The organism is Streptomyces sp. NPDC023838 (assembly GCF_040639555.1).
GTDB lineage: Bacteria > Actinomycetota > Actinomycetes > Streptomycetales > Streptomycetaceae > Streptomyces.
On record NZ_JBFAAD010000007.1, the window covers coordinates 66794 to 85965 of the forward strand.

Sequence of the window (19172 nt, forward strand, 5' to 3'; positions counted from 1 at the left end):
CCACGAGGAACACCACGAGACCGCGGTCCGCCCCAGGGTGAACACGGGCTCACCGCGCATATTGCGGCACACCGCTCCCCCGCGCGTGAGCCATCTCACCCTCACTTTCACCGATGTTCGCACGTCTTATCGATGGAAGGACCATCCACCTCAGGAGGCACCGATGAGCGGACCGCTCCGCGAACGCGACCGCGCCCACGCGCTGATCGCGGCGGAGGTCGAGCGTGCGCGGGCGGGCACCGGCGGCCTCGTCGTGCTGCGCGGCGCCTCGGGCACGGGCCGCACCGCCGTCCTGGAGGCCGCCGCCGAACAGGCGGCGGCACGCGGTCTGCGGGTGCTGCGCGTGCGCTGCTCGTCCGAGGACACCGCGGTGCCCTTCGCCACGGCGCTCCATCTGCTGGACCCGGCAGCGGAGTTCAGGGAGACCGTGCCCGGCGCCGACGACCGCACCGGCGACGCCCGGCTGTGGCGGCTGCTGCGCTCACACGCGGCCGAGGGCCCGCTGCTGCTGGCCCTGGACGACGTCCACCTGGCCGACGACTCCTCCCGCCGCTGGCTGCGCGAGGCGGCCCGGCACCTCGACCGGTCACCGGTCCTGGTAGTGGCCACCGAGCGCAGCCAGTACGACATCGAGCCGGGACCCGCCGGGCTCACCCAGCCGCTGTCCCCCTCGCTCGTACGCACCCACGCCCTCGCCCCGCTCGGCGACGGCGCGGCGGCCGACCTGGTCCGGGAGGTCTTTCCCGCGGCCGGACCGCGGTGGACGGCGGGCTGTGTGCGCGCCGCCGCGGGCAGTCCGCTGCTGCTGCACGCCCTCCTCGACGACCTGGGCGGCGCCCCGCGCCACGATCCCGCGATCGGAGGCCCTGCGCCCCTGCCCGAGACGTGCGCCGCTCTGTACCCCGGGTCCTATCCAGCGGCCGTCTCCTGGTGGCTGGAGAGCGCCGGTCCCGCCACGGCCGACGTGGCGCGCTGTCTGGCGGCACTGGAGCAAGCCTGGTCACCGCGGGCAATGGACGGCCCGAGCGGCCAGGAACAGGCCGGACGTTCGGCGGAAGCGGCCGGGAGCGACGCGGTGCACCTCCTCTCCGAGGCCACCGGCGCCGACCCTGTCCGGATCGCCGGCTGGCTCGCCGCGATGACCCGGCTCGGCCTGCTGCGCCCCGACGCCACCGGCCGTCCGTGCTACGCGCATCCGTTGCTGCGCGACGCGGTGCTCACCGGCTGGCCGGAGGCGAACCGGCAGGCGGCACACCGCGCGGCGGCGCAGGCGATGCTGCGCCGGGGCGAACGGGCCGAGGCCATCGCCCGGCACCTGCTGCGGGTGCCTCCGGGCAGTCTGCCCTGGGCGCTGCGCGTCCTGCGGGACGCGGTGACGGTCGCCGTGCACGACGCCCGGCCCGACGACGCCGTCGGCTATCTGCGGCGCGCGCTGGACGAGCCGCTCCCCGACGGCCTTCGGCAGCGGCTGCTGACCGAACTGGGCTCCCTGCACTACGCGTCGGCCGACGCCCCGGCGGCGATCGCGCGCCTGGCCGAGGCGCAGCACCTTGCGGCCGAGCCCCGCAACCGGGTGCGTACCGCTGTCGCGCTGGGCACCGCCCTGGTGGACCGCGGCGAGATCCGTACCGCCCTGGAGGTCCTGCGCCGCACGGAGGGAGAGCTCTCCGCCCACCCGGACCTGGCCCGTACGCTGCAGACCGCGACGGCCCTGCTGTCCGACGGGGATACGGCGACCAGGAAACAGGTCTACCGGTGGCTGTGCGAGACGGAGCAGCTCTCTCCGGAGCTGGTGGGCACCGCCGGACAGGCCCTGCTCGTACGGTACGCCGCCACGGCGGCGCTGATCTCGGCGCACGAGGCGATGGCCCGGATACGGGACCTGCTGGCCCGGCCCGCCGACCCGCTCGCCGAGTCCTTCCTGCTGGGGACGGCGGCCGCCGTGGCGCAGTGGGCCGACGAACTCGACGAGGCGGACCGGCTCGTGGAACACGGGCTGGCCGCGCAGCGCGCCGTGCTGCTGCATCCGATGCGGCACGCGCTCCTCAACACGCGCGCCGACATCGCCGCGGCCCGTGGCGATGCCGCCGGTCTTCTCGCGGCTCATTTCGGCGCCGACACGGTGGTGGGCAGTCCCGTGAATATCCGCTCCAGCCCGTCCAACCGGGACGCCACCGCTCTGCTGGCGCTCGTCCACACCGGCCGCATCGAGGAGGCACAGCGGTTCGCCTCCGGGTTCGACCTGCGTGACTCGGCGGAGAACTTCGAGCTGAACCGATTCCTCTACGCGCGAGGTGCCCTGCGGGCCACCGCGGGCGACCCGGCGGGCGCGCTGCACGACTTCCTGGACTGCGGGCGGCGCCAGTCCGCCCGCGACGTGGTCAGCCCCGTCGTCACCCCGTGGCGGACCGCGGCGGCGCAGTGCCGGCTGGCGCTGGGCGGCGGGCGGGACGCGCTCACCCTGGCGACCGAGGAGCTGCGGCTGGCCCGGGTGTGGAACACCCCGCGCACGGTGGGCCGCGCCCTGCGCGTGCTGGGCATCGTCACCGGAGGGCGGCGCGGTCTCGAGCTGGCCGAGGAGGCCGTGGAGACGCTGCGGCGGGCGCCCGCCGACGCCGGCATGGAGCTGATCCGGGCCCTGCTGGCACAGGGCCGCCAGCTCCATGCCGCCGGTGAACGCGGCCACGCCCGCGACTGCCTGCGCGAGGCGGCCGAACTGGCCGAGGGCAGGGGCGCCGTGGGCATGGCCGCCCTGGCCGGGCAGGCCCTGCGCCAGAGCGGCGGCCGGAGCCCCGTGGGCGCTCACACCGGTCCCGGGGCGCTGACCGGCAGCGAGCGCCGCATAGCCGAGCTGGCCGCCGAGGGCCTGACCAACACCGAGATCGCCGATCTGCTGCATCTGGCGCGCCGTACCGTGGAGACCCATCTGACCAGTACGTACCGGAAGTTGCGGATCCGGCGCAGGACGGAGCTGGGCGACGCGCTGGAGCGGGAGCGGCCCCAGGACACGGACCGGGTTCAGCAGCTGTTGCCGACGCCGTCGATCCGGCCGCCGAAGTCGCTCCGGTAGTCGATCCGGTTGTCGCCGTTGCGCACCACCCGGGTCTCCTTCGGGCTCCAGTTGATGAAGCAGCCGTCGGTGCTCGCCACGAACGAGCCGACGTTGTCGTGGAAGGCGGCGGGCATGTCGTGGTACCCGTCCTTGGCGACCCACTCCCAGCTCCGGCCGTCGTAGCGGGATCCGGTGTAGAAGCAGATCGAGCCGCCCGTACAGGACGGCGCCGCCGGTGCGGCCGGGGCGGCCAGCGCGTCCGAGACCGGCATCAGCGCGGCCGTCAGCGAAAGGGCGGTGGCCAGGGACCAAGAGCGCAGCTTCATGAAAGTCTCCTCGATGAACCGATGAGCGGTGAGCGAGCCCGTGAACCGGCGGACCGGCGGACCGGCGGCGGATGTGGCTCGTCGCGGGGTCCGGCGCCGTGCGCCGGACCCGACGGGACGAGCCTCGTCCTCGCCCAACGGTCACGTCGACCGGTTTCCCGTTGACCCCTGCAACGGGAAACGAGGAAACGCACACGGCCGCTGTTCGCGCGCCGGGTCAGTCGCCCGGGAGCAGCCGGGTCTCGGCGGTGGGCATGCCCTTGGCCCACCAGTGGTCGTAGCGGGAGTAGGCCCGGGGATCGCGCGCGGCGAGGAAGGCGACGAGGGACCGGGCCTCGCCCGCCAACTCCTCCCAGACCTGTCCCGGCAGGTGGTGGAAGGCGCCGGCTTCGATGCCGCCGTCAGTGGCACGCCAGACGCCGGCGACCCGGCCGTCGACCAACAGGGTGGGCAGCACGTCCCCGTTCACGCGCGTCACGTGCTTGCGGTACTCGGAAGGGATCACGCGGCTGCGGTCGGCGTAGGCGAGCAGGACGCTGTCCCACATCGCCATCAGCCGGGGCGGTGCGGGCGTGTCCTCCTCGGGCCTGAGCGCGCCGGGGATGTCGTACAGCACCGTGCCGTCGGGGCTCGCCAGTTGCTCCAGTCCGCCCGCTTCGTCGGCGAGGGTCTTCACGGCCGCCCTGACCCGGGGCCGGTGGACCATGGCGAACTGCGCCATGTCGGCGATCGACGCCGGCCCGAAACCGGCCAGGTAGCGCAGGATCAGGGCGCGCAGACCGCGCTCGGGCGCCTCGGCGTTTCCCAGGGCGGGCCGTGGCGCGCCCGCCGCCTCGTACGAGAGCCGGGTGGTGTACGCCCAGGGCCCGCCCGTGGGCGCGTGCCACAGCGGCGCGTACTGCCGCAGCATCCGCTGGGCCCCGACCTCCAGGGGCCGGCCGAGCCGTTTCTCGAACCACTCCCCCAGCTCGGCGCTGCCGCGCGGCCGGTTGGCGTACCTCAGGAGGGCCGCGACCAGTGCGTCGGCGTCCTCGGCGGTGAGCCCGGACGAGCGGAAGCGCGCGTCGCCGAGCCGGGAGGAGCGCAGGGTCGGTTCCATGGCCTCGCGAAAGCTCCGGTAGTCCTCGGCGCGGACCGCGTGCAGGGTGAGCCGCATGAGGGTCGCCTTCACGATGCGGCGGTCGGCCAGCGCGGCGTCGAGCTGTGCCGGGTCGAAGCCGCTCAGCCGGTTCCACAGCGCGATGTACGGCGACGCGGGCTGTTGCGCCTGGAGGGCGACCACGCGCCGCAGAGCCTCCTCGGCGTCGAGCGGCTCACGGCCGAGCAGCAACTGCCGGGCGAGCGTGGCACGGTTGAGGGCACGGGCGGAGATCACCATGCGGTGAGTCTCCCAGGCACCCGTGGAGTGCGGCGGCGGCCGGCCCGCGCATCGGCCGGCCTGGATGGGGCGGTGCGGTGCGGTGCGGGCGCCCTGGAACGGACCGAGGGCGCCTCGCGCCCACCCCCGACTAGGCTTGGGTATGCCCTCTGTTCCGGCTCCCGGCGGGAGCGCGTCGGCCGGCGGTCCGGGCCGTCGCCGCATGACGTAGGAGAGTGACCTGGTGACACAACGCAAACCGGCGGGGATCAGCTTCGAGTCGTGGGTGGACCGGCAGATCCGCGAGGCGCAGGAACGCGGCGAGTTCGCCGAACTGCCGGGCTTCGGCAAGCCGCTGCCCGATACCGAGCAGCCCTACGACGAGATGTGGTGGATCCGCCAGAAGATGGCCCGCGAGGGCATCACGGCGATGCTGCCGCCGGCCCTGGCGCTGCGCAAGGAGATCGAGGACGCGCTGGCGGCGGCCGCGCAGGCGCCGAACGAGCGGGCCGTACGGGCTCTCTTGGAACCGGTCAACGAGAAGATCGCCGTCATGCTCAGGCAGCCACCTCCGGGCCCCCTGCTGGGCCGGGAGCCGATCGACGTGGACGAGGCCGTACGGAAGTGGCGCGCGGCACGCCGCGAAGTGTGACGGCGACGGCGCAGGTACACGGCCCTGCGCGTGCCGGGTGTCGAGGACGCCGTCCAGGACCCGCCTACAGGCAACCACCAGGGCGTTGGGCACACTTTGGGTGTTGTAGTCCCTTACCCAGAGGATGAGCCACGCATGATCACACTTACGAAGGAAGCCGGTCCGGCCGACCTGGACGGAGTCACCCACCTGTCCATCGGGGTTTCCTGGGACCCCACGGCCGGGAGCAGCGGCGGAGTTGTCGGCCTGCTCCGCCGCAAGACGGGCACCGACCTCGACCTGATCGCCATCGCGATGCAGGGCGCGGACCCGGTGCGCCTCGCGGGTCTCGACTCGCTCGACCCCATGGGCAACGGCTCCTTGGTGCACAGCGGTGACAACCAGACCGGGCACGGGGACGGCGACGACGAGACCGTCACGGTCGAGTTCGCGCGCGTCCCCGCCAACATCACGTCGATCGTGTTCGTCGCCGCCGCGTTCAAGAAGGGCAGTTCTTTCCAGAAGGCCCGCAACATCAGCTTCAAGGTCTACGACTCGACCGGCGGCAGCTCCCAGCAGGTCGCCGACATCTGGCCGAGCCTGCTCACGCAGGACAACGGCTGTGCGGTGGCCAAGGCCGTACGGGTCGGTGGCAGCTGGAAGCTCGAAGTGATCAACGTGACGGGGAAGATAAAGCAGGGTGACGAGCCCGCCCTGATGCGCTTCGCCATCAGCAAGTAGCGCGTCCCCCCGACCCGGTGGCCGGTCCACCCGACCCCGTGGCCCAGCGGCGGCCGGTTCCGGCGACGACCGGTGCCGCGGGATGTCGCACACGCTTCTGGCTGTCGCCGGTGCACCGCATCAGCGACAGCCGAAGGGCGTTCACCGGGACTCCGCGTCCAGCCGGCGACGGCGTCCCGGTCCCGCCGGGTGGGTGCCGGTCACGCCCATGACCACCGAGTAGAGGCTGGTCTGCGCGGCGATGAAGAGGCGGTTGCGCTTGGCGCCGCCCCAGCAGATGTTGGCGACCGTCTCGGGGACGTTGAGCCGCCCGATGAGGGTGCCGTCGGGGTCGTAGCAGTGCACCCCGTCGTCCATCGCGGCGGCCCAGAGCCTGCCGCCGTCGTCCAAGCGGAGGTTGTCGAAACGAGCCTGCTTCCGGGCCTGCGCCTCGGCGAAGACCTTGCCATCGGAGAGCGTGCCGTCGTCGCGTACGTCGAAGACCCGGATGCGGCCCGCGCGGGTGTCGGAGACGAACAGCTGCCGTTCGTCCTGCGAGAAGACCAGCCCGTTCGGCGCCTCGAAGCAGTCGGCGACCAGCCGCACTTCACCGGTGGCGGGGTCGATGCGGTAAACGTTGTTGGCGCCGATCTCGCTCTCCGCGCGATAACCCTCGTAGTCACTGGTGATGCCGAAGTCCGGGTCGGAGAACCAGATCGAGCCGTCGGACTTGACCGCCGCGTCGTTCGGGCTGTTCAGCCGCTTGCCCTGCCACCGGTCCGCCAGCACGGTCAGGGTGCCGTCGTGTTCGGTGCGGGTCACCCGGCGGTTGCCCTGCTCACAGGTGATCAGCCGGCCTTCGCGGTCGAGGGTGTTGCCGTTGGTGTGGCCCGCGGAGCGGCGGAAGACGCCGACGGCACCGGTCTCCTCGTCCCACCGCAGCATCCGGTCGTTGGGGATGTCGCTCCAGATCACCTGTCGCCAGGCGGGCAGGTAGATCGGCCCCTCGGCCCAGCGGCAGCCGGTGTACAGGACCTCCAGCGCGTCGTCTCCGTTCATGCAGCGTCCGGTGCGGAACCGGTCGTCGAGCATCTCGTACAGCCCAGGGCGCTCGCTGGTCATGCGGCACTTCCTCTCCTACAGACGTCACATTCCGAAGTTCATTCGGCCTATCGTGCAGATTGCAGGATCAGCTATGGTTAACACAAGTGGATTCCGAATGGAGAGTTGTGGATCACATCGACCGCGCCTTGCTGGCACAGCTCCAGCAGGACGCCACCCAGTCCTACGCCGCTCTGGGCCAGGCCGTCGGCCTGTCCGCCGGTGCCGCCCATGAGCGTGTGCGCAAGCTGCGCGAGCGCGGCGTCATCCGGCGCACCACCGTCGAGGTGGACCCGGCCGCGGTGGGCGGCGTCGTCCTGGCCTACGTCATGGTCGACTCCACCTCGTGGATGGGCGATTCGGCAGAGGACTTCGCCGCGCTCCCCGAAGTCCTGGAGGCGCACGTCATCGCCGGCAGCGCCTCGGTGCTGGTGAAGGTCAGGACGGCGACCACCGAGCAACTCCAGGACGTCCTGCGCCGCATCTACGCCATCGACGGCGTCAGCGGGACCCAGGCCACGGTGGTGCTCGAAACCTTCTTCGAACGGCCGCTCTCCCCGGAGGGCGTCGCCGGCCAGGCGTGAGCCGCGGACGACATCGCGCCACCCGCACGGCCCATCGAGCGGATGGCGGCTCTCAGGTCGTTTCCACGGGCGGCACAGGGTTACCTGTTGTCCATGACTGAAACGGCGCATCTCGACGGTGGTGTCCTCGCGAACGGATCTGTACGGGAGGCGGTGCGGCGCGTGCTGCCTTCCACGCAGGGCCCCGGCAGGGTCCTGCGGGCGATGGACCGGCTGGAGCGCGCCACCGCGCTCGACGGCCTGGCCGACGGCCTGCGCAGCGCGGTGCAGGCCGTTCCGCTGGGACGTGCGCGGGACGTACTGCACGGGCGCTGGCTCGGCCACCCCGTGCATCCGGTGCTGGTCCAGGCGCCGATCGGCACCTGGCTGTCGGCGGCGGTCCTCGACCTGATGCCGGGGCAGCGGCGGGCCGCGGGCACGCTGATCGGCGTGGGGATCGCGGCCGCCCTTCCGGCCGCCGCCGCGGGCTGGGCCGACTGGGCCGAGCTGCAGTCCCGCCAGCGGCGCGTCGGGCTGGTGCACGCCGCCGCCAACATCGCCGGACTCGGGCTGTACACGGCGTCGCTCACCGCGCGCGTACGGGGCCGCGCCTTCCGGGGCAAGGCGCTCGGGTTCGCCGGTCTGACGGCCATCGGCCTCGGCGGAGCGATCGGCGGTCACCTGGCCTTCCGGCAGGCGTCCGGCGCCAACCACGCCGAGGCGGTACCGGATCTGGTGGAGCCGGGGTGGCACGAGATCGGGGACGTCGCGGCCCTGCCCGTCGGCCAAGCGGTCCGGCGGCACGTCGACGACGTGGCGGTTCTGGTCGTGCGCGAGAGCGACGGCAAAGTGCACGTCCTGGCGGACTCGTGCACCCATATGGGCGGGCCCCTGTCCCAGGGCACGATCGACGACGGCTGCGTGACCTGCCCCTGGCACGGCAGCACCTTCCGTCTGAAGGACGGCTGGAACGTGCGTGGCCCCGCGACCGCCCCCCAGCCCGCCTTCGACACCCGCGTCATCAGCGGCCGCGTCGAGGCACGGCTGCGCGAGAAAGGGCCGGACGCGGCCGGCCCCTCCCCCGAAACGGCTTGAGCTGGGGGCCGGCCGAAGCGGCTTGAGCCGGGGGCCGGCCGAAGCGGCTTGAGCCGGGGCCCGGCTCGCGCGAACGCCCGATCCGGCTCACCCCGGCCCAACCCGGCTCAATCCGGCTCAATCCGGCGACTCGTCGGGCACCGGGTGCCCCGGCCGTCCGGCCCCCGCCCGGTGCTGATCGGCGTCGGTCTCGTCGGCCTCGTCGGTGTCGGGGGCGGACGGGTCCGGCCGCTCGCCGGGCGTGGTCCGCGCGGCGTCGCCTCCGGCCTCCCACGGGTCGTCGGCGGCGCCTGCCTGCTGGTCCGGCAGATCCCTCGGTGTCGGCTCGGGCGTGGGTTCTCCGCCGTCTCCAGGGCCCTCGGGCCTGCGGTCGTTCACGTTGCTGCTCGCTTTCGGTCGGTGATCGGTGCGGTGGCCAGGTACCCGGGCGCGGGCGGGCGATGCATGGCGGTCTCCGCCAGAGGCGCGTGACGGCCGGAAGCGGGCGCGTTACGGCCGGAAGGGACGGGGCACCCGATTCGGGCGGCTCCCCCCGGCCCGTTCCGCCTCGCCCGTAGCGAGGTCGGAGATCGGGCACTGCGAGCGACCGTCCCCGGCCACCTGCTGGAAGGAGACCTCACCCGGTGTCATCTCCCCACACCACCGAGCCGCCGGCCGGGCAGACGGACGCTCCGGCGGGGATCCTGGTGGGAACCTGCTCCTGGACCGACCCCGCACTCGTCTCCTCCGGCTGGTATCCGCCCGGCCACCGGGACGCCGAGGGGCGGCTGCGCCACTACGCGTCCCGCTTCTCCGTGGTGGAGACCGATTCCACGTACTACGCGCTGCCGAGCGAACGGAACTCACACCTGTGGGTGGAGCGCACTCCGGAGGGATTCACCTTCGACGTGAAGGCGTTCGCACCCTTCACCGGGCACCCCGTACGTGCCCGCGCGCTCCCGCCGGAGCTGCGGCCGCCCGTCCCGCCCCACACCCTCATACGGGCGGACGAGTTGCCCGACGACACGACCCACGAGTTGTGGCGGCGGTTCCGCTCGGGCGTCGAGCCCCTGCACGCCGCCGGGCGGCTGACCAGTGTGCTGTGCCAGTTTCCGCCCTGGCTGGCGCCTGGTCCCCGGGCGTACGACCTGATCGAGCGGTGCCGCGAGAACGCGGGCGTACCGATCTCGGTCGAGTTCCGCAACCCCGGTTGGTTCAGTGAGACCCAACTGCCGAACACCCTGGCCCATTTGACACGACGAGACATCCCCTGGGTGGCCGTCGACGCTCCGGGGCTGCCGCCCGCCGCCCACGCCACCTCGTCCCAACTGTCCGTCATACGGTTCCACGGGCGCAGCCCGTCCTGGGGCACCGGCTCCAAGGAAGCCCGCTACCGGCACCGTTACGGGCCCGACGAGCTGGAGCCCTGGGTGCCGCGCATCCGCGCCCTCGCCCGCGACACCGCACGCGTACACGTCCTGTTCAACAACTGCTGCGCGGACGCCGCCGTACGGGCGGCCGAGACCATGTCCGCACTGCTTGCCGCGGTCTGATCAGGGCACGTCCGACCGGGCCTCCCCGTCCGCGGCCTCCGCCTCCACCTGCCCGAGCGTACGACCGGTACGGGCCGACCGTGCCCGCCTGGGGTTTGGCGTCCCGCCGGCGGAAGCGTGTTCGTCGGCGTGTTTGACCAGCAGCCACGCCTCGCGGTCGCCGTCCTCGTCGGTGCGGAAGCGGGTGAGCGAGTAGTCACCATGCAGTTTGCGGCCGTGCAGCCTGAACGAGGCGTGGCCCGCTTCCAGCGCCTGGGTCAGGGGGATCTCCTCGCCGTCGCGGCTGGAGGAGAGGTTGCGGTAGGTGCCTTCGTCCCACACGATCACCGTGCCGCCGCCGTACTCACCCCGCGGGATGACACCTTCGAAGGCGCGGTAGTCCAGCGGGTGGTCCTCGGTCGGTGTCGCGAACCGCTTGTCGTGGGGGTCCTTCGACGGGCCTTTGGGTACGGCGAAGGACTTGAGCACCCCGTCGGCTTCCAGCCGGAAGTCGAAGTGCATGCTGCGGGCGTCATGGATCTGGACGACGAACGAAGGCGCTTCGCCGGGTGGCTGGGAGTCGCGGCCTTCAGGCTCCGCGGTCTTGGAGAAGTCGCGCCGTTGGTGGTAGCGCGCCAGCGGCTTCTTGGCTGTCATGGGCAACCTCCTCACGCGCCGCCCGGGGTTTCGCTGTTCTGTCAGTGGGGCGCGGCCTGGTGTTCCAGGATGTCGATCACTTCCTGGTCCGGGATCTGGTGGAAGTCGTCGTACCAGGCGCCGATCGCGTGCAGATAGCGGTCGGGCCGGAGGCAGACGACCTGGTCGGCGTCGCCGGCCAACTCCTCCACGGCCTGCGTGGAACCCACCGGTACGGCGAGGATCACCGCGGCCGGGCGCTCGGCGCGGATCCGGCGCAGAGCGGAGCGCGCGGTCACTCCGGTCGCCAGTCCGTCGTCGACCAGGATCACCGTGCGATCGCGCACGGCGGGGGCGGCCCGGCCGCGCCGGTAGAGGGTTTCCCGGCGGTGGAGCTCGGTCCGTTCCCGTGCGACGTCGGGGGCGAGGTCCTCGGCGGTGATGCCGAGCACCTGGAGGGCGCGCCGGTCGAACAGGGGCGGGTCGTCACCCGCGATGGCGCCGATTCCCACCTCCGGTTGGCCCGGCGCGCCGATCTTGCGTGCGACGAGCACGTCCAGCGGCGCGTCCAGGGCACGGGCGACCTCGGCCGCGACGGGGATGCCGCCACGGGGCAGGGCCAGCACGACGGGGTCGGGCCAGCGCTGGGTCTCCCGCAGCGCTGTCACTCGGGCGGCGAGCTGCCGCCCGGCGTCCTGCCGGTTCCGGAACGGCATGTCCATCGCTCCTCACCTCTCCCTGCGGCGCGTCACCTCGCGGAGGAACCTTGAGGAACCTCTTCCTCCGATCCAGGGGTCACCCGACGCACCCAGACGCTCACCTCTCGTGGGTGGCGCCCACCTTCCAGGCGTCACGCGTCTTCCTGTCGGTCGCTGTGCGTCGACGCCATACGGCTGCACCAGCGGCAGACAAGACGGATGACGCAGATCAGCGTGAGGACCCATACCGCCGCGAAAGCCCAGATCAGACCGGTGGACGAGGACGCGACGGCCGGCACGAACAGACCCATCGAGGCGGCGCAGAGCAGCCATGCCACCAGGGCCGGCCGATGGCCGCCCGTCCAGGCCCGGAGATTCAGCCGCGGGCCGAAGCCGCGCCGCATCGTGCGCAGCCTGCGTTCCAGCACACCGTCCTGAGACAGCTCTTGTTCGATCTCAGTCAGGAGCAACCGCTCCTGCGGCGAGAGACCCATCCCGTCCATGACGACTCACCTGCCAGATGCCCACCACGGAGATCTCGTCTCACTCTGGCGACTACCCGATCTGCCACCCCTCAGACATCGCTCGGGCGCGGCAAACGTCAGGCGCCAGGTGGCTCACCGAGAGGTGATGGCCTGCTGCAGCAGGCCATGGCGGTGGCCTTCACCCACCTCCACGCCGACCACCTCGGCTGGGCCGGCCACACGCCCCCGGCGGTGACCGGCCGGTGTTCACACACGCCGACCACCCGGCGCCGCCTCGTCGCCGAACTGGCGGAGCCCGGCACTATCGGTTTCGGGGTCCACTTCGCCGACGTGGTGTTCGGGCAGGTCCAGCGGGGTGGCGACGGCCCGGCTTGGCGGCCCGTGGACGCCTGACCCGGGGGCTGCCCTTCGGCAGGGCGCTGTCCACGTAGGGAACGTCACCGCGATGAGTCGGAGAAGCGGCGTCTAGCGCAGCCGTTCACAGGAGGTGCCGACGTAGGTGTTTCCCTCTTCTGCCACCCCGAGCTGACGGGCGAAGTTGGTCGCGGGGCTGACGAAGAAGTAGACCGGCGGATCGTTCAGGCACCGCCAGGTCTGGCGGCCGCCGTCATCCAGCAGGGTCACCGTGGTGGCCTTGTCGGACGGAAGTTGCCGGTTGCAGTTGATGCCGACCGTGGTGAAGGAATCACCTTTGCCCATCTGGCAGGTGGTGTGCGGCGATGCGGCCGCAGGGGACGCGGCGCCGACGGTGAGACCGGCCACGGATACCGTGGCGATGCCGATAGAAGCCAATAGGCGGGCTGCCTGCATGGCTTACCCTCCTCCTTCTTCTCTCGTTGACTGGAGGCATGCTGGTCTGACGCGCACTCTGTCAGGCCGCCCTCCGCAACCGCCAGTCGGACGCGCTGTTCGGGTGACGTATCGGCCAGTCAATCTTGGCGGAGAAGGATTCCCGGGGTGTATCCCGGCGCAAACACCGCGATGACCTGCGGCGCTGTGCAGTCTCGCTGCACAGCGCCGCTGCCCCGTCCATGCGGGGATCGAGGTCGGAACACCGACAGGTGTGCCTCAGGCACCCATGTGTTCGAGCGCGCTGGCGACCGCCCGCGCATCGCCGTACAGCCCACCCTCCGGCAACCGCGACACCCTTTCGACCAGCGCGTCGGGTGCTCGGTGACGCCGCAGGGTCTTCAGCACCAACTCCCGGTCGGCCGGGTAGATACGCCGCTCCAGGTGCCGGGCGAGTTCGGTCCTGAGAGCCACCGACTGTGGGCTCATTCCGGGCGGTGTCGCCCCGCCGAGCGAGCCGTTCGGCGACCGCTCCACGGCGGGCTGGTCCTCCCCCGAGGGCTGGAGCTCGTACGGTTCCTCCACCCGCGTCGAGCGGTTCGCCCTCAGTTCCCCCTGGAGGCGCTTCTTCGCCTCGTCGTCCCGGATCGCGCCGGTCTTGTCCCTCCCGTGCTGGGCCATCTCGTCCTCCCACGGGTCGTGTACGTGCATGGTCACTCGGTCCCGGACGCCTGCGCGTCCGCGCCGGGTCGACCCTCGCGTACCCCGCGGGCCCCAGGCGACACACCCGCCCCGGGAGAGGCACCGGCCGGGACCGGACAAACCCCGGCCGGCCGTTACTCCTCGCCCACCACGGGCACCCGACCTCCGGTGCCAAGCCCGCGGCACCCGGGGGCGGGGCCGCGAGCAGCCGCGCACCACCTCGAAGGCAGGAGCAGCACGTCATGCGCGCACTTACTTGGCAGGGCAGGCGGGACGTCCGGGTCGAAACCGTTCCCGATCCCCGGATCGAGAAGCCCGACGACATCGTCGTACGGGTCACCTCCACCGGTATCTGCGGGTCCGACCTGCACCTGTACGAACTCTTCGGCCCGTATCTGGACCCGGGCGACATCCTGGGCCACGAGGCGATGGGTGTCGTCGAGGAAGTCGGACCGCAGGTGACGCAGTTCAGCCCGGGAGACCGGGTCGTCATCCCCTTCAACGTCTGCTGCCGCGACTGTTTCATGTGCGACCAGGGGCTGCACTCCCAGTGCGAGACCACGCAGGTGCGTGAGCGCGGCACGGGGGCGTCGCTCTTCGGTTACACGAAGTTGTACGGGCAGGTACCGGGAGGGCAGGCGGAGCTGCTGCGCGTCCCGTTCGGCAACAAACTGCCCATCAAGGTCCCCGACGGCCCGCCCGACGACCGGTTCGTCTACCTCTCCGACGTCCTGCCCACCGCGTGGCAGGCAGTGGCGTACGCGGACGTCCCCGAGGGCGGCACGGTCGCCGTACTGGGCCTCGGGCCCATCGGAGACATGGCCACCCGCATCGCCCAGCACCGCGGGGCGAGCACCGTCATCGGTGTCGATCTCGTGCCCGAGCGCCTGTCGCGGTCGCACGCACACGGCGTGACCTGCCTGGACGCGCGCCGAGGAGGCGAGGAGGTGCTGGAGGCCGTCCGTGACCTCACCGAGGGACGGGGCACCGACGCCGTGATCGACGCCGTCGGCATGGAGGCACACGGCGCGCCCTTCGCCAAGGCAGCGCAGTGGATCACCACGCTGCTGCCCGACACGGTCGCCCAGCCGCTGATGGAGCGGGCGGGCATCGACCGGCTCGCGGCGCTGCACACCGGTATCGAACTCGTCCGCCGGGGCGGCACCGTGTCCGTGTCCGGGGTCTACGGCGGGGCGGCGAGCCCGATGCCCCTGCTGACGATGTTCGACAAACAGATCCAGCTGCGCATGGGGCAGGCGAACGTCTGGCGGTGGGTCGACGACATCCTTCCCCTGCTGACGGACGACGATCCGCTGGGCGTCGACACCTTCAAGACACACGCCATGTCGCTGGAGGAGGGGCCGAAGGCGTACGCCATGTTCCAGGCGAAGGAAGACGGCATGGTCAAGACACTGTTGAAGCCCTGACACGGCTCCGGGGGCGCCATCGGGTTTCCCGGCCCCCGGCGGCCGCCCACCGGCGCCCGGGACGACAGGCCCTAGGAGGAGCTGGTGGGCGGCCCTGGGACCACCTCGTTGTAGCGGCGGGCGGCCCGGTCGTTGAGGGCACTCCCCCACCTGCGGATCCGCTCGGCCCAGGCCTTGCGCGGGGCGCCTTGGAGGCTGTGTCCCTGCCGCATCCCGGCCTCCTCGCCCGTGTCCGGCGCGTCGGGCAGGAGCCGGTTGGCGAGTCCCGAGAGGCGGACCACCAGGGTGGGGGCCACACCGTGGGCCAGGGAAGCGGCGTGCGCTGCCGGAGTCAGGACCAACCGGGTGCGCCGGCGCTCCATCGCCCGGACGATCCGCTCGGCCGCTCGCTCGGCGTCCATCGAGACGACGGGAGTGCCCGCGATGGCGGAGAACCACCCGAACTCACGGGAGGCCTGTCCGCCGAATTCGGCCTGCCCGTGCGAACCGGTCCGCATCAGACCGGGATGCACCGTGGTCACGGACACGCCCGTACCGGCCAGCTCGCTCCGCAGCCCCTCTCCCAGCGCGCCCACGGCCGCCTTGGCGCAGGAATACGGCAGCAGATGCGGGACGGACAGCAGTGCGCCCACCGATCCGATGACGGCCAGGCGGCCGCCGTCGGGGCTCTCCCGCAGGTGAGGCAGAGCGGCCAGGGACACGTGTACGGCGCCGCCGAAGATGGTCGACATGGCGTCCTGGAAGACAGGGGCGTCGAGCGCCGTCACGGGCGCCACCTGGATGACGCCCGCATTGGCGACGACCACGTCCAGGCCGTGCTGTTCGGCGGACACCCGGCCAACCGTCTCCGCGACCGCCGCGGCCTCCCGTACGTCACACACCTCGGTCCCCACGGCGGCCCCGGTGCGGTCTTCGATCCACTGCGCCGCGCGCTGAAGCTCCTCGGCGTCGCGCGCGAGGATCGTGACCCGGCAGCCGCGGTGGGCCAGCCGGGCCGCGATCAGCAGACCGAGTCCGCGCGAGCCGCCGGTGACCAGTGCGGAATGCCCGCTGAGGCTGTTCTTGGACGCGTTCTCGGACGCGGTTTTCGACGTGTTCTGGGATGCGTTCCTGGATGCTTTTCCCGCCATGGGTCACACCTCCCGTTGCTCCTCGCACCTTCGGGTACCCCGTCCCAGACGGTACGCCCCCTACCCCCGCTCGGCAGGCGGGGACGGGGCCTGCGGGGCGAGGTGGACGTCCAGGACGCAGATGTCGTCCCGGCGGCCCTCACGGCGCGCGGCCAGGACGTGGGCCAGGGTGTCGGCGGGCCCCTCACCCAGCAACCGCGTCGCGCCGGCGGCGAGGCGGGCGAGCCCCTGGTCGATGTCCTCGCCGGGTTCCTCGACGAGCCCGTCGGTGTAGAGCAGGAGGTGGTCGCCGGGCTCCAGGTCGAGACTGCTCTGCTCATACGTGGACCCGGCGACGGCGCCGAGGAGAGGGCCCCTGGGCAGCGGCAGGAACCGGGCCTCGCCGCGCCGGACGAGCAGCGGCGGAAGGTGCCCGGCCCGTACCCAGGTCAGGCGGTGGTCCCACGGCTGGTAGCGCGCCATGATCATCGTCGCGGTGGCTCCGCCTACCCCGGACGCCATGTGGAGCAGAAGGGCGTTGAGCCTGGCCAGCACGTCCGGGAGGGGGGAGCCGGTGATGGCCATGCCCTTGGCCGTGAAGCGGAGCTGGGCCATCGTGGCGACGGCGTCCAGACCGTGTCCCGCGACGTCCCCGACGACGAAGAGCGCGCTCTTGTCCGGGAGCTCGATCGCGCTGTACCAGTCCCCTCCGACGCTGACACCGCTTTCGGACGGCACGTAGGCCACGTCGACATCGACCCCGGCGAACCGCAGCGACTGCTCGGGGATGGGGAGCAGGGCGTGCTGGAGGCGGGCGGCGAGCGCCCGTTCGGCCTGGAGGATGCCACGCTGCACGAGCGCCGCGCGTTCACTCTCGCGCAGGGCGAGTTCGGCGCCGCGCTGCACGGTGAGGTCCTGGAAGAACCCGTACACCTCGACAGCGGCGCCGTCCGCGTCCGTCTGGGCCTCAGCGACGAACCGCAGGTGTCGTACCCCGTCCGCGGTGGTGAGGCGGAAGGGCTGGTCCACCGCCCCCGCTCCGTCGAGGAGCCGCCGCACCGCCGCCGTCATCGTCGGCACGTCCTCGGACACGAGGCCGTGGGGCAGGTCCTCCAGCGCCGTCGGGCCCTGCGAGGGGTCGCGGCCGAAGATGGCGTACACCTGGTCGGACCAGGTCATGGTGCCCGTGACGACGTTCCACTCCGCCCACCCGAGGTTCCCCAGCCGCTGCATGTCGGCGAGCCTGCGCGTCTCGCGGGCGCTGCTGTCGTGCCGCACCCAGGACACGACGAGCCGTCGGCCCAGCCTGCACGCCCGTACGGAGTAGAGGGACTCCTGGGGAACTCCGGCGGTCACCTCGCGGTAGACGAACGGCTCGCCCTCGTAGAGCGTTCCCGTGATCAGCGCGTCCTGGTAGCCCTCCCAGAGGGCGGTGCCCACCACGGTCGGATAGGTCTCCAGGACGCGCCTGCCGACGAGTTCCTTGCCGCTGCGCCCCGCCACGTCCACCGACGCCGGGGCCGCCGCGTCGATGCGGTAGTCCTCGATCTCCCCGCTCTCGGAGTAGAGGGGCGTCAGGAGGATCGCGGCCGAGGAGAGCGCGTCGAGGATCGTCTGGACGGCCTCCACTTCCTCGTCCACCGCACCGGCCAGGGCGCCTTCCGCCCCGTGCAGGGGCTCCGCGCAGAGGCGCACGGCCTCTTGCAGCAGGGAACGTGTTCGTGGGGCGAAGGGCCCTTCGCCGGTCCTCAGGCAGCCGACGACGACGGTCGTGGCCCCGTCCCCCGGTACGGGGATCCAGGCGCGCGACGCCCAACGCTCCGGCGGGTCGCCGATGAGCTGGTACGACGCCGCGTCCCGCTCCGGGTCCTCCAGCCACACCGCCTCCCGGCCCGCGATCGCCTCCAGGGGGGCGACCCGGCCCAGCGGCGGGATGTGGCGCCACTGTCCGGCCAGTCCCTTGTCGATACCGGCGCTGCCGACCAGCTCCAGGCTGCCCCCGTCAGCGACGCGATAGATCATCACACCGTCCACACCCGTGGCGTCGGCCAGGACGGTGAGCAGAAGCTCCGCCACGTCGTCGGGGTGGCCCGCATCGGAGAGGCCGTGCGCCAGCCGGGCCAGAGGCGGTCGTGGTAGGTCCCCACTCGCCGCGGCGGGCGAGCGGCGGGGGCCCGGGGCCGACGCGTACGCTCCCTCGCTCTCCCCGCTCTCCCCGCTCTCCCCGCTCTGCTCGCACGGCTCCTCGGCGGCCGAGGTGCCGGGCCCCGGGCCGGTCCCGCCCGGTGTGGTGCCGGCGGCCGGCGGCCCGGGCTCCGCGCCGGTCCCGCCCAACGTGATCCAGCACTCCTCGATCAGGGTCCGCCCGCGCTCGTCGGCGCGCCGCAGGAGCTCCTCGTACGCCGCGTCGGCCGACAGCCCCGCCTGCCCCATGAGTACGCCCTTGGCCCGCTCCAGAACGGCCGTCGTCGCGGCCGCTTCCGCCATCTCGGCGATCTCCGAACGCAGCCTGGCCACCACGCGCGCCAGAGCCTCCACGTCGGGTGCGGCAGCCTCGCCGGGCAGCACCGAGTCGCTGTTCATACCCCGAGCATGTCATCCGGGCCCCGGTCCCGGCGCCGGTTTCTCCAGCTCTTGATCCTCAGCCCGCAGAGAAACGTTTTTTGTCCAATCCCTCAGGTCACGGGTTCCGGTGCCGGTACGGGCCCGGGTACCGGCCCCGGCTGAGGGTGCGGCTCGGGGCGCGGTGCCGGCGGCGGCTGGGGATCGGGCTCGGGTTGCGGTGGCGCCGGAGGCACCGGATCCGGGCCGCCGGGGGCCGGTACGGGACCGGGGACCGGCCCGGGGGACGGCCCCGGGCCCGGGCCGGGTGCCGGAGTGGGACTGGGCGGCACCGGGTCGTTGGGCGGAGTGCCCATCGCGGCTGCCGCGTCGGGAGCGGGCACCAGGCTGTCCTCAATGGGCGGCGGC

18 protein-coding genes and 1 pseudogene are annotated in these 19172 nt (G+C 72.5%); 8 read left to right on the forward strand and 11 right to left on the reverse strand.

The window, feature by feature from the left end:
- Positions 1 to 163: 163 nt before the first annotated feature.
- Positions 164 to 3070 carry an AAA family ATPase gene (locus tag AB0G17_RS11205; protein ID WP_361379129.1) on the forward strand — a complete coding sequence of 969 codons (2907 nt, stop codon included), beginning with the start codon at positions 164 to 166 and terminating at the stop codon, positions 3068 to 3070.
- Here AB0G17_RS11205 and AB0G17_RS11210 read toward each other — a convergent pair.
- Both AB0G17_RS11210 and AB0G17_RS11215 read right to left on the reverse strand, forming a co-directional pair.
- A complete protein-coding gene (locus AB0G17_RS11210) occupies positions 3019 to 3378 on the reverse strand; it encodes a peptidase inhibitor family I36 protein (protein WP_361379132.1) in 360 nt (119 codons plus the stop codon). The two genes, AB0G17_RS11205 and AB0G17_RS11210, sit on opposite strands and share 52 nt — an antisense overlap.
- 217 nt (positions 3379 to 3595) lie before the next feature.
- Positions 3596 to 4756, reverse strand: coding sequence for a winged helix DNA-binding domain-containing protein (locus AB0G17_RS11215; RefSeq protein WP_361379135.1), 1161 nt, complete (start codon positions 4754 to 4756; stop codon positions 3596 to 3598).
- Positions 4757 to 4979: 223 nt separating this feature from the next.
- On the opposite strand from AB0G17_RS11215, the gene AB0G17_RS11220 reads away from it, so the two are divergent.
- Together AB0G17_RS11220 and AB0G17_RS11225 are read left to right on the forward strand one after the other, a co-directional pair.
- On the forward strand, positions 4980 to 5387 hold the full coding sequence (locus tag AB0G17_RS11220) for a DUF1992 domain-containing protein (protein WP_361379138.1): 408 nt from the start codon (positions 4980 to 4982) through the stop codon (positions 5385 to 5387).
- 135 nt (positions 5388 to 5522) lie between these two features.
- Positions 5523 to 6107, forward strand: coding sequence for a TerD family protein (locus AB0G17_RS11225; RefSeq protein WP_361379141.1), 585 nt, complete (start codon positions 5523 to 5525; stop codon positions 6105 to 6107).
- A 141-nt stretch (positions 6108 to 6248) separates the two neighbouring features.
- Here the strand turns inward: AB0G17_RS11225 and AB0G17_RS11230 are convergent, their stop codons facing one another.
- Positions 6249 to 7208: an SMP-30/gluconolactonase/LRE family protein gene (locus tag AB0G17_RS11230; protein ID WP_361379144.1), complete on the reverse strand. Its 960-nt coding sequence runs from the start codon at positions 7206 to 7208 to the stop codon at positions 6249 to 6251.
- A 107-nt stretch (positions 7209 to 7315) separates the two neighbouring features.
- Here AB0G17_RS11230 and AB0G17_RS11235 point away from each other — a divergent pair, with 107 nt between their 5' ends.
- The gene (locus AB0G17_RS11235) at positions 7316 to 7771 is read left to right on the forward strand and encodes an Lrp/AsnC family transcriptional regulator (protein ID WP_361379147.1); all 456 of its coding nucleotides are present in this window, start codon (positions 7316 to 7318) and stop codon (positions 7769 to 7771) included.
- 93 nt (positions 7772 to 7864) lie between these two features.
- Positions 7865 to 8845, forward strand: coding sequence for a Rieske (2Fe-2S) protein (locus tag AB0G17_RS11240; protein WP_361379150.1), 981 nt, complete (start codon positions 7865 to 7867; stop codon positions 8843 to 8845).
- Between the two features lie 117 nt (positions 8846 to 8962).
- On the opposite strand, the gene AB0G17_RS11245 is transcribed toward AB0G17_RS11240, so the two are convergent.
- On the reverse strand, positions 8963 to 9223 hold the full coding sequence (locus AB0G17_RS11245; RefSeq protein ID WP_361379153.1) for a hypothetical protein: 261 nt from the start codon (positions 9221 to 9223) through the stop codon (positions 8963 to 8965).
- A 245-nt stretch (positions 9224 to 9468) separates the two neighbouring features.
- On the opposite strand from AB0G17_RS11245, the gene AB0G17_RS11250 reads away from it, so the two are divergent.
- A complete protein-coding gene (locus tag AB0G17_RS11250; protein WP_361379156.1) occupies positions 9469 to 10377 on the forward strand; it encodes a DUF72 domain-containing protein in 909 nt (302 codons plus the stop codon).
- On the opposite strand, the gene AB0G17_RS11255 is transcribed toward AB0G17_RS11250, so the two are convergent.
- The 3 genes from AB0G17_RS11255 to AB0G17_RS11265 form a co-directional block, all read right to left on the reverse strand.
- The gene (locus tag AB0G17_RS11255) at positions 10378 to 11013 is read right to left on the reverse strand and encodes a DNA polymerase ligase N-terminal domain-containing protein (protein WP_361379159.1); all 636 of its coding nucleotides are present in this window, start codon (positions 11011 to 11013) and stop codon (positions 10378 to 10380) included. It lies immediately after the preceding gene.
- Between the two features lie 41 nt (positions 11014 to 11054).
- Positions 11055 to 11708 carry a phosphoribosyltransferase family protein gene (locus tag AB0G17_RS11260; RefSeq protein ID WP_361379162.1) on the reverse strand — a complete coding sequence of 218 codons (654 nt, stop codon included), beginning with the start codon at positions 11706 to 11708 and terminating at the stop codon, positions 11055 to 11057.
- Between the two features lie 134 nt (positions 11709 to 11842).
- On the reverse strand, positions 11843 to 12193 hold the full coding sequence (locus AB0G17_RS11265; RefSeq protein ID WP_361379165.1) for a hypothetical protein: 351 nt from the start codon (positions 12191 to 12193) through the stop codon (positions 11843 to 11845).
- Positions 12194 to 12439: 246 nt separating this feature from the next.
- Between AB0G17_RS11265 and AB0G17_RS11270 the strand changes: the two are divergent.
- A pseudogene (locus AB0G17_RS11270) lies at positions 12440 to 12568 on the forward strand (MBL fold metallo-hydrolase); the annotation flags it as partial.
- A gap of 72 nt (positions 12569 to 12640) precedes the next feature.
- Here AB0G17_RS11270 and AB0G17_RS11275 read toward each other — a convergent pair.
- Both AB0G17_RS11275 and AB0G17_RS11280 read right to left on the reverse strand, forming a co-directional pair.
- Positions 12641 to 12985 (reverse strand): hypothetical protein, encoded by a 345-nt coding sequence (locus tag AB0G17_RS11275; RefSeq protein ID WP_361379168.1) that lies wholly within the window; start codon positions 12983 to 12985, stop codon positions 12641 to 12643.
- A gap of 258 nt (positions 12986 to 13243) precedes the next feature.
- Positions 13244 to 13675 carry a DUF2795 domain-containing protein gene (locus AB0G17_RS11280; protein ID WP_361379171.1) on the reverse strand — a complete coding sequence of 144 codons (432 nt, stop codon included), beginning with the start codon at positions 13673 to 13675 and terminating at the stop codon, positions 13244 to 13246.
- Positions 13676 to 13908: 233 nt separating this feature from the next.
- Between AB0G17_RS11280 and AB0G17_RS11285 the strand changes: the two genes are divergently transcribed.
- Positions 13909 to 15093, forward strand: a complete 1185-nt coding sequence (locus tag AB0G17_RS11285; protein ID WP_361379174.1) for an alcohol dehydrogenase catalytic domain-containing protein — start codon at positions 13909 to 13911, stop codon at positions 15091 to 15093.
- 71 nt (positions 15094 to 15164) lie between these two features.
- On the opposite strand, the gene AB0G17_RS11290 is transcribed toward AB0G17_RS11285, so the two are convergent.
- Together AB0G17_RS11290 and AB0G17_RS11295 are read right to left on the reverse strand one after the other, a co-directional pair.
- Positions 15165 to 16223 carry an SDR family NAD(P)-dependent oxidoreductase gene (locus tag AB0G17_RS11290; RefSeq protein WP_361379177.1) on the reverse strand — a complete coding sequence of 353 codons (1059 nt, stop codon included), beginning with the start codon at positions 16221 to 16223 and terminating at the stop codon, positions 15165 to 15167.
- A gap of 60 nt (positions 16224 to 16283) precedes the next feature.
- Complete coding sequence (locus tag AB0G17_RS11295; protein WP_361379180.1) at positions 16284 to 18785, reverse strand: SpoIIE family protein phosphatase; 2502 nt, start codon at positions 18783 to 18785, stop codon at positions 16284 to 16286.
- Between the last annotated feature and the right edge of the window lie 387 nt (positions 18786 to 19172).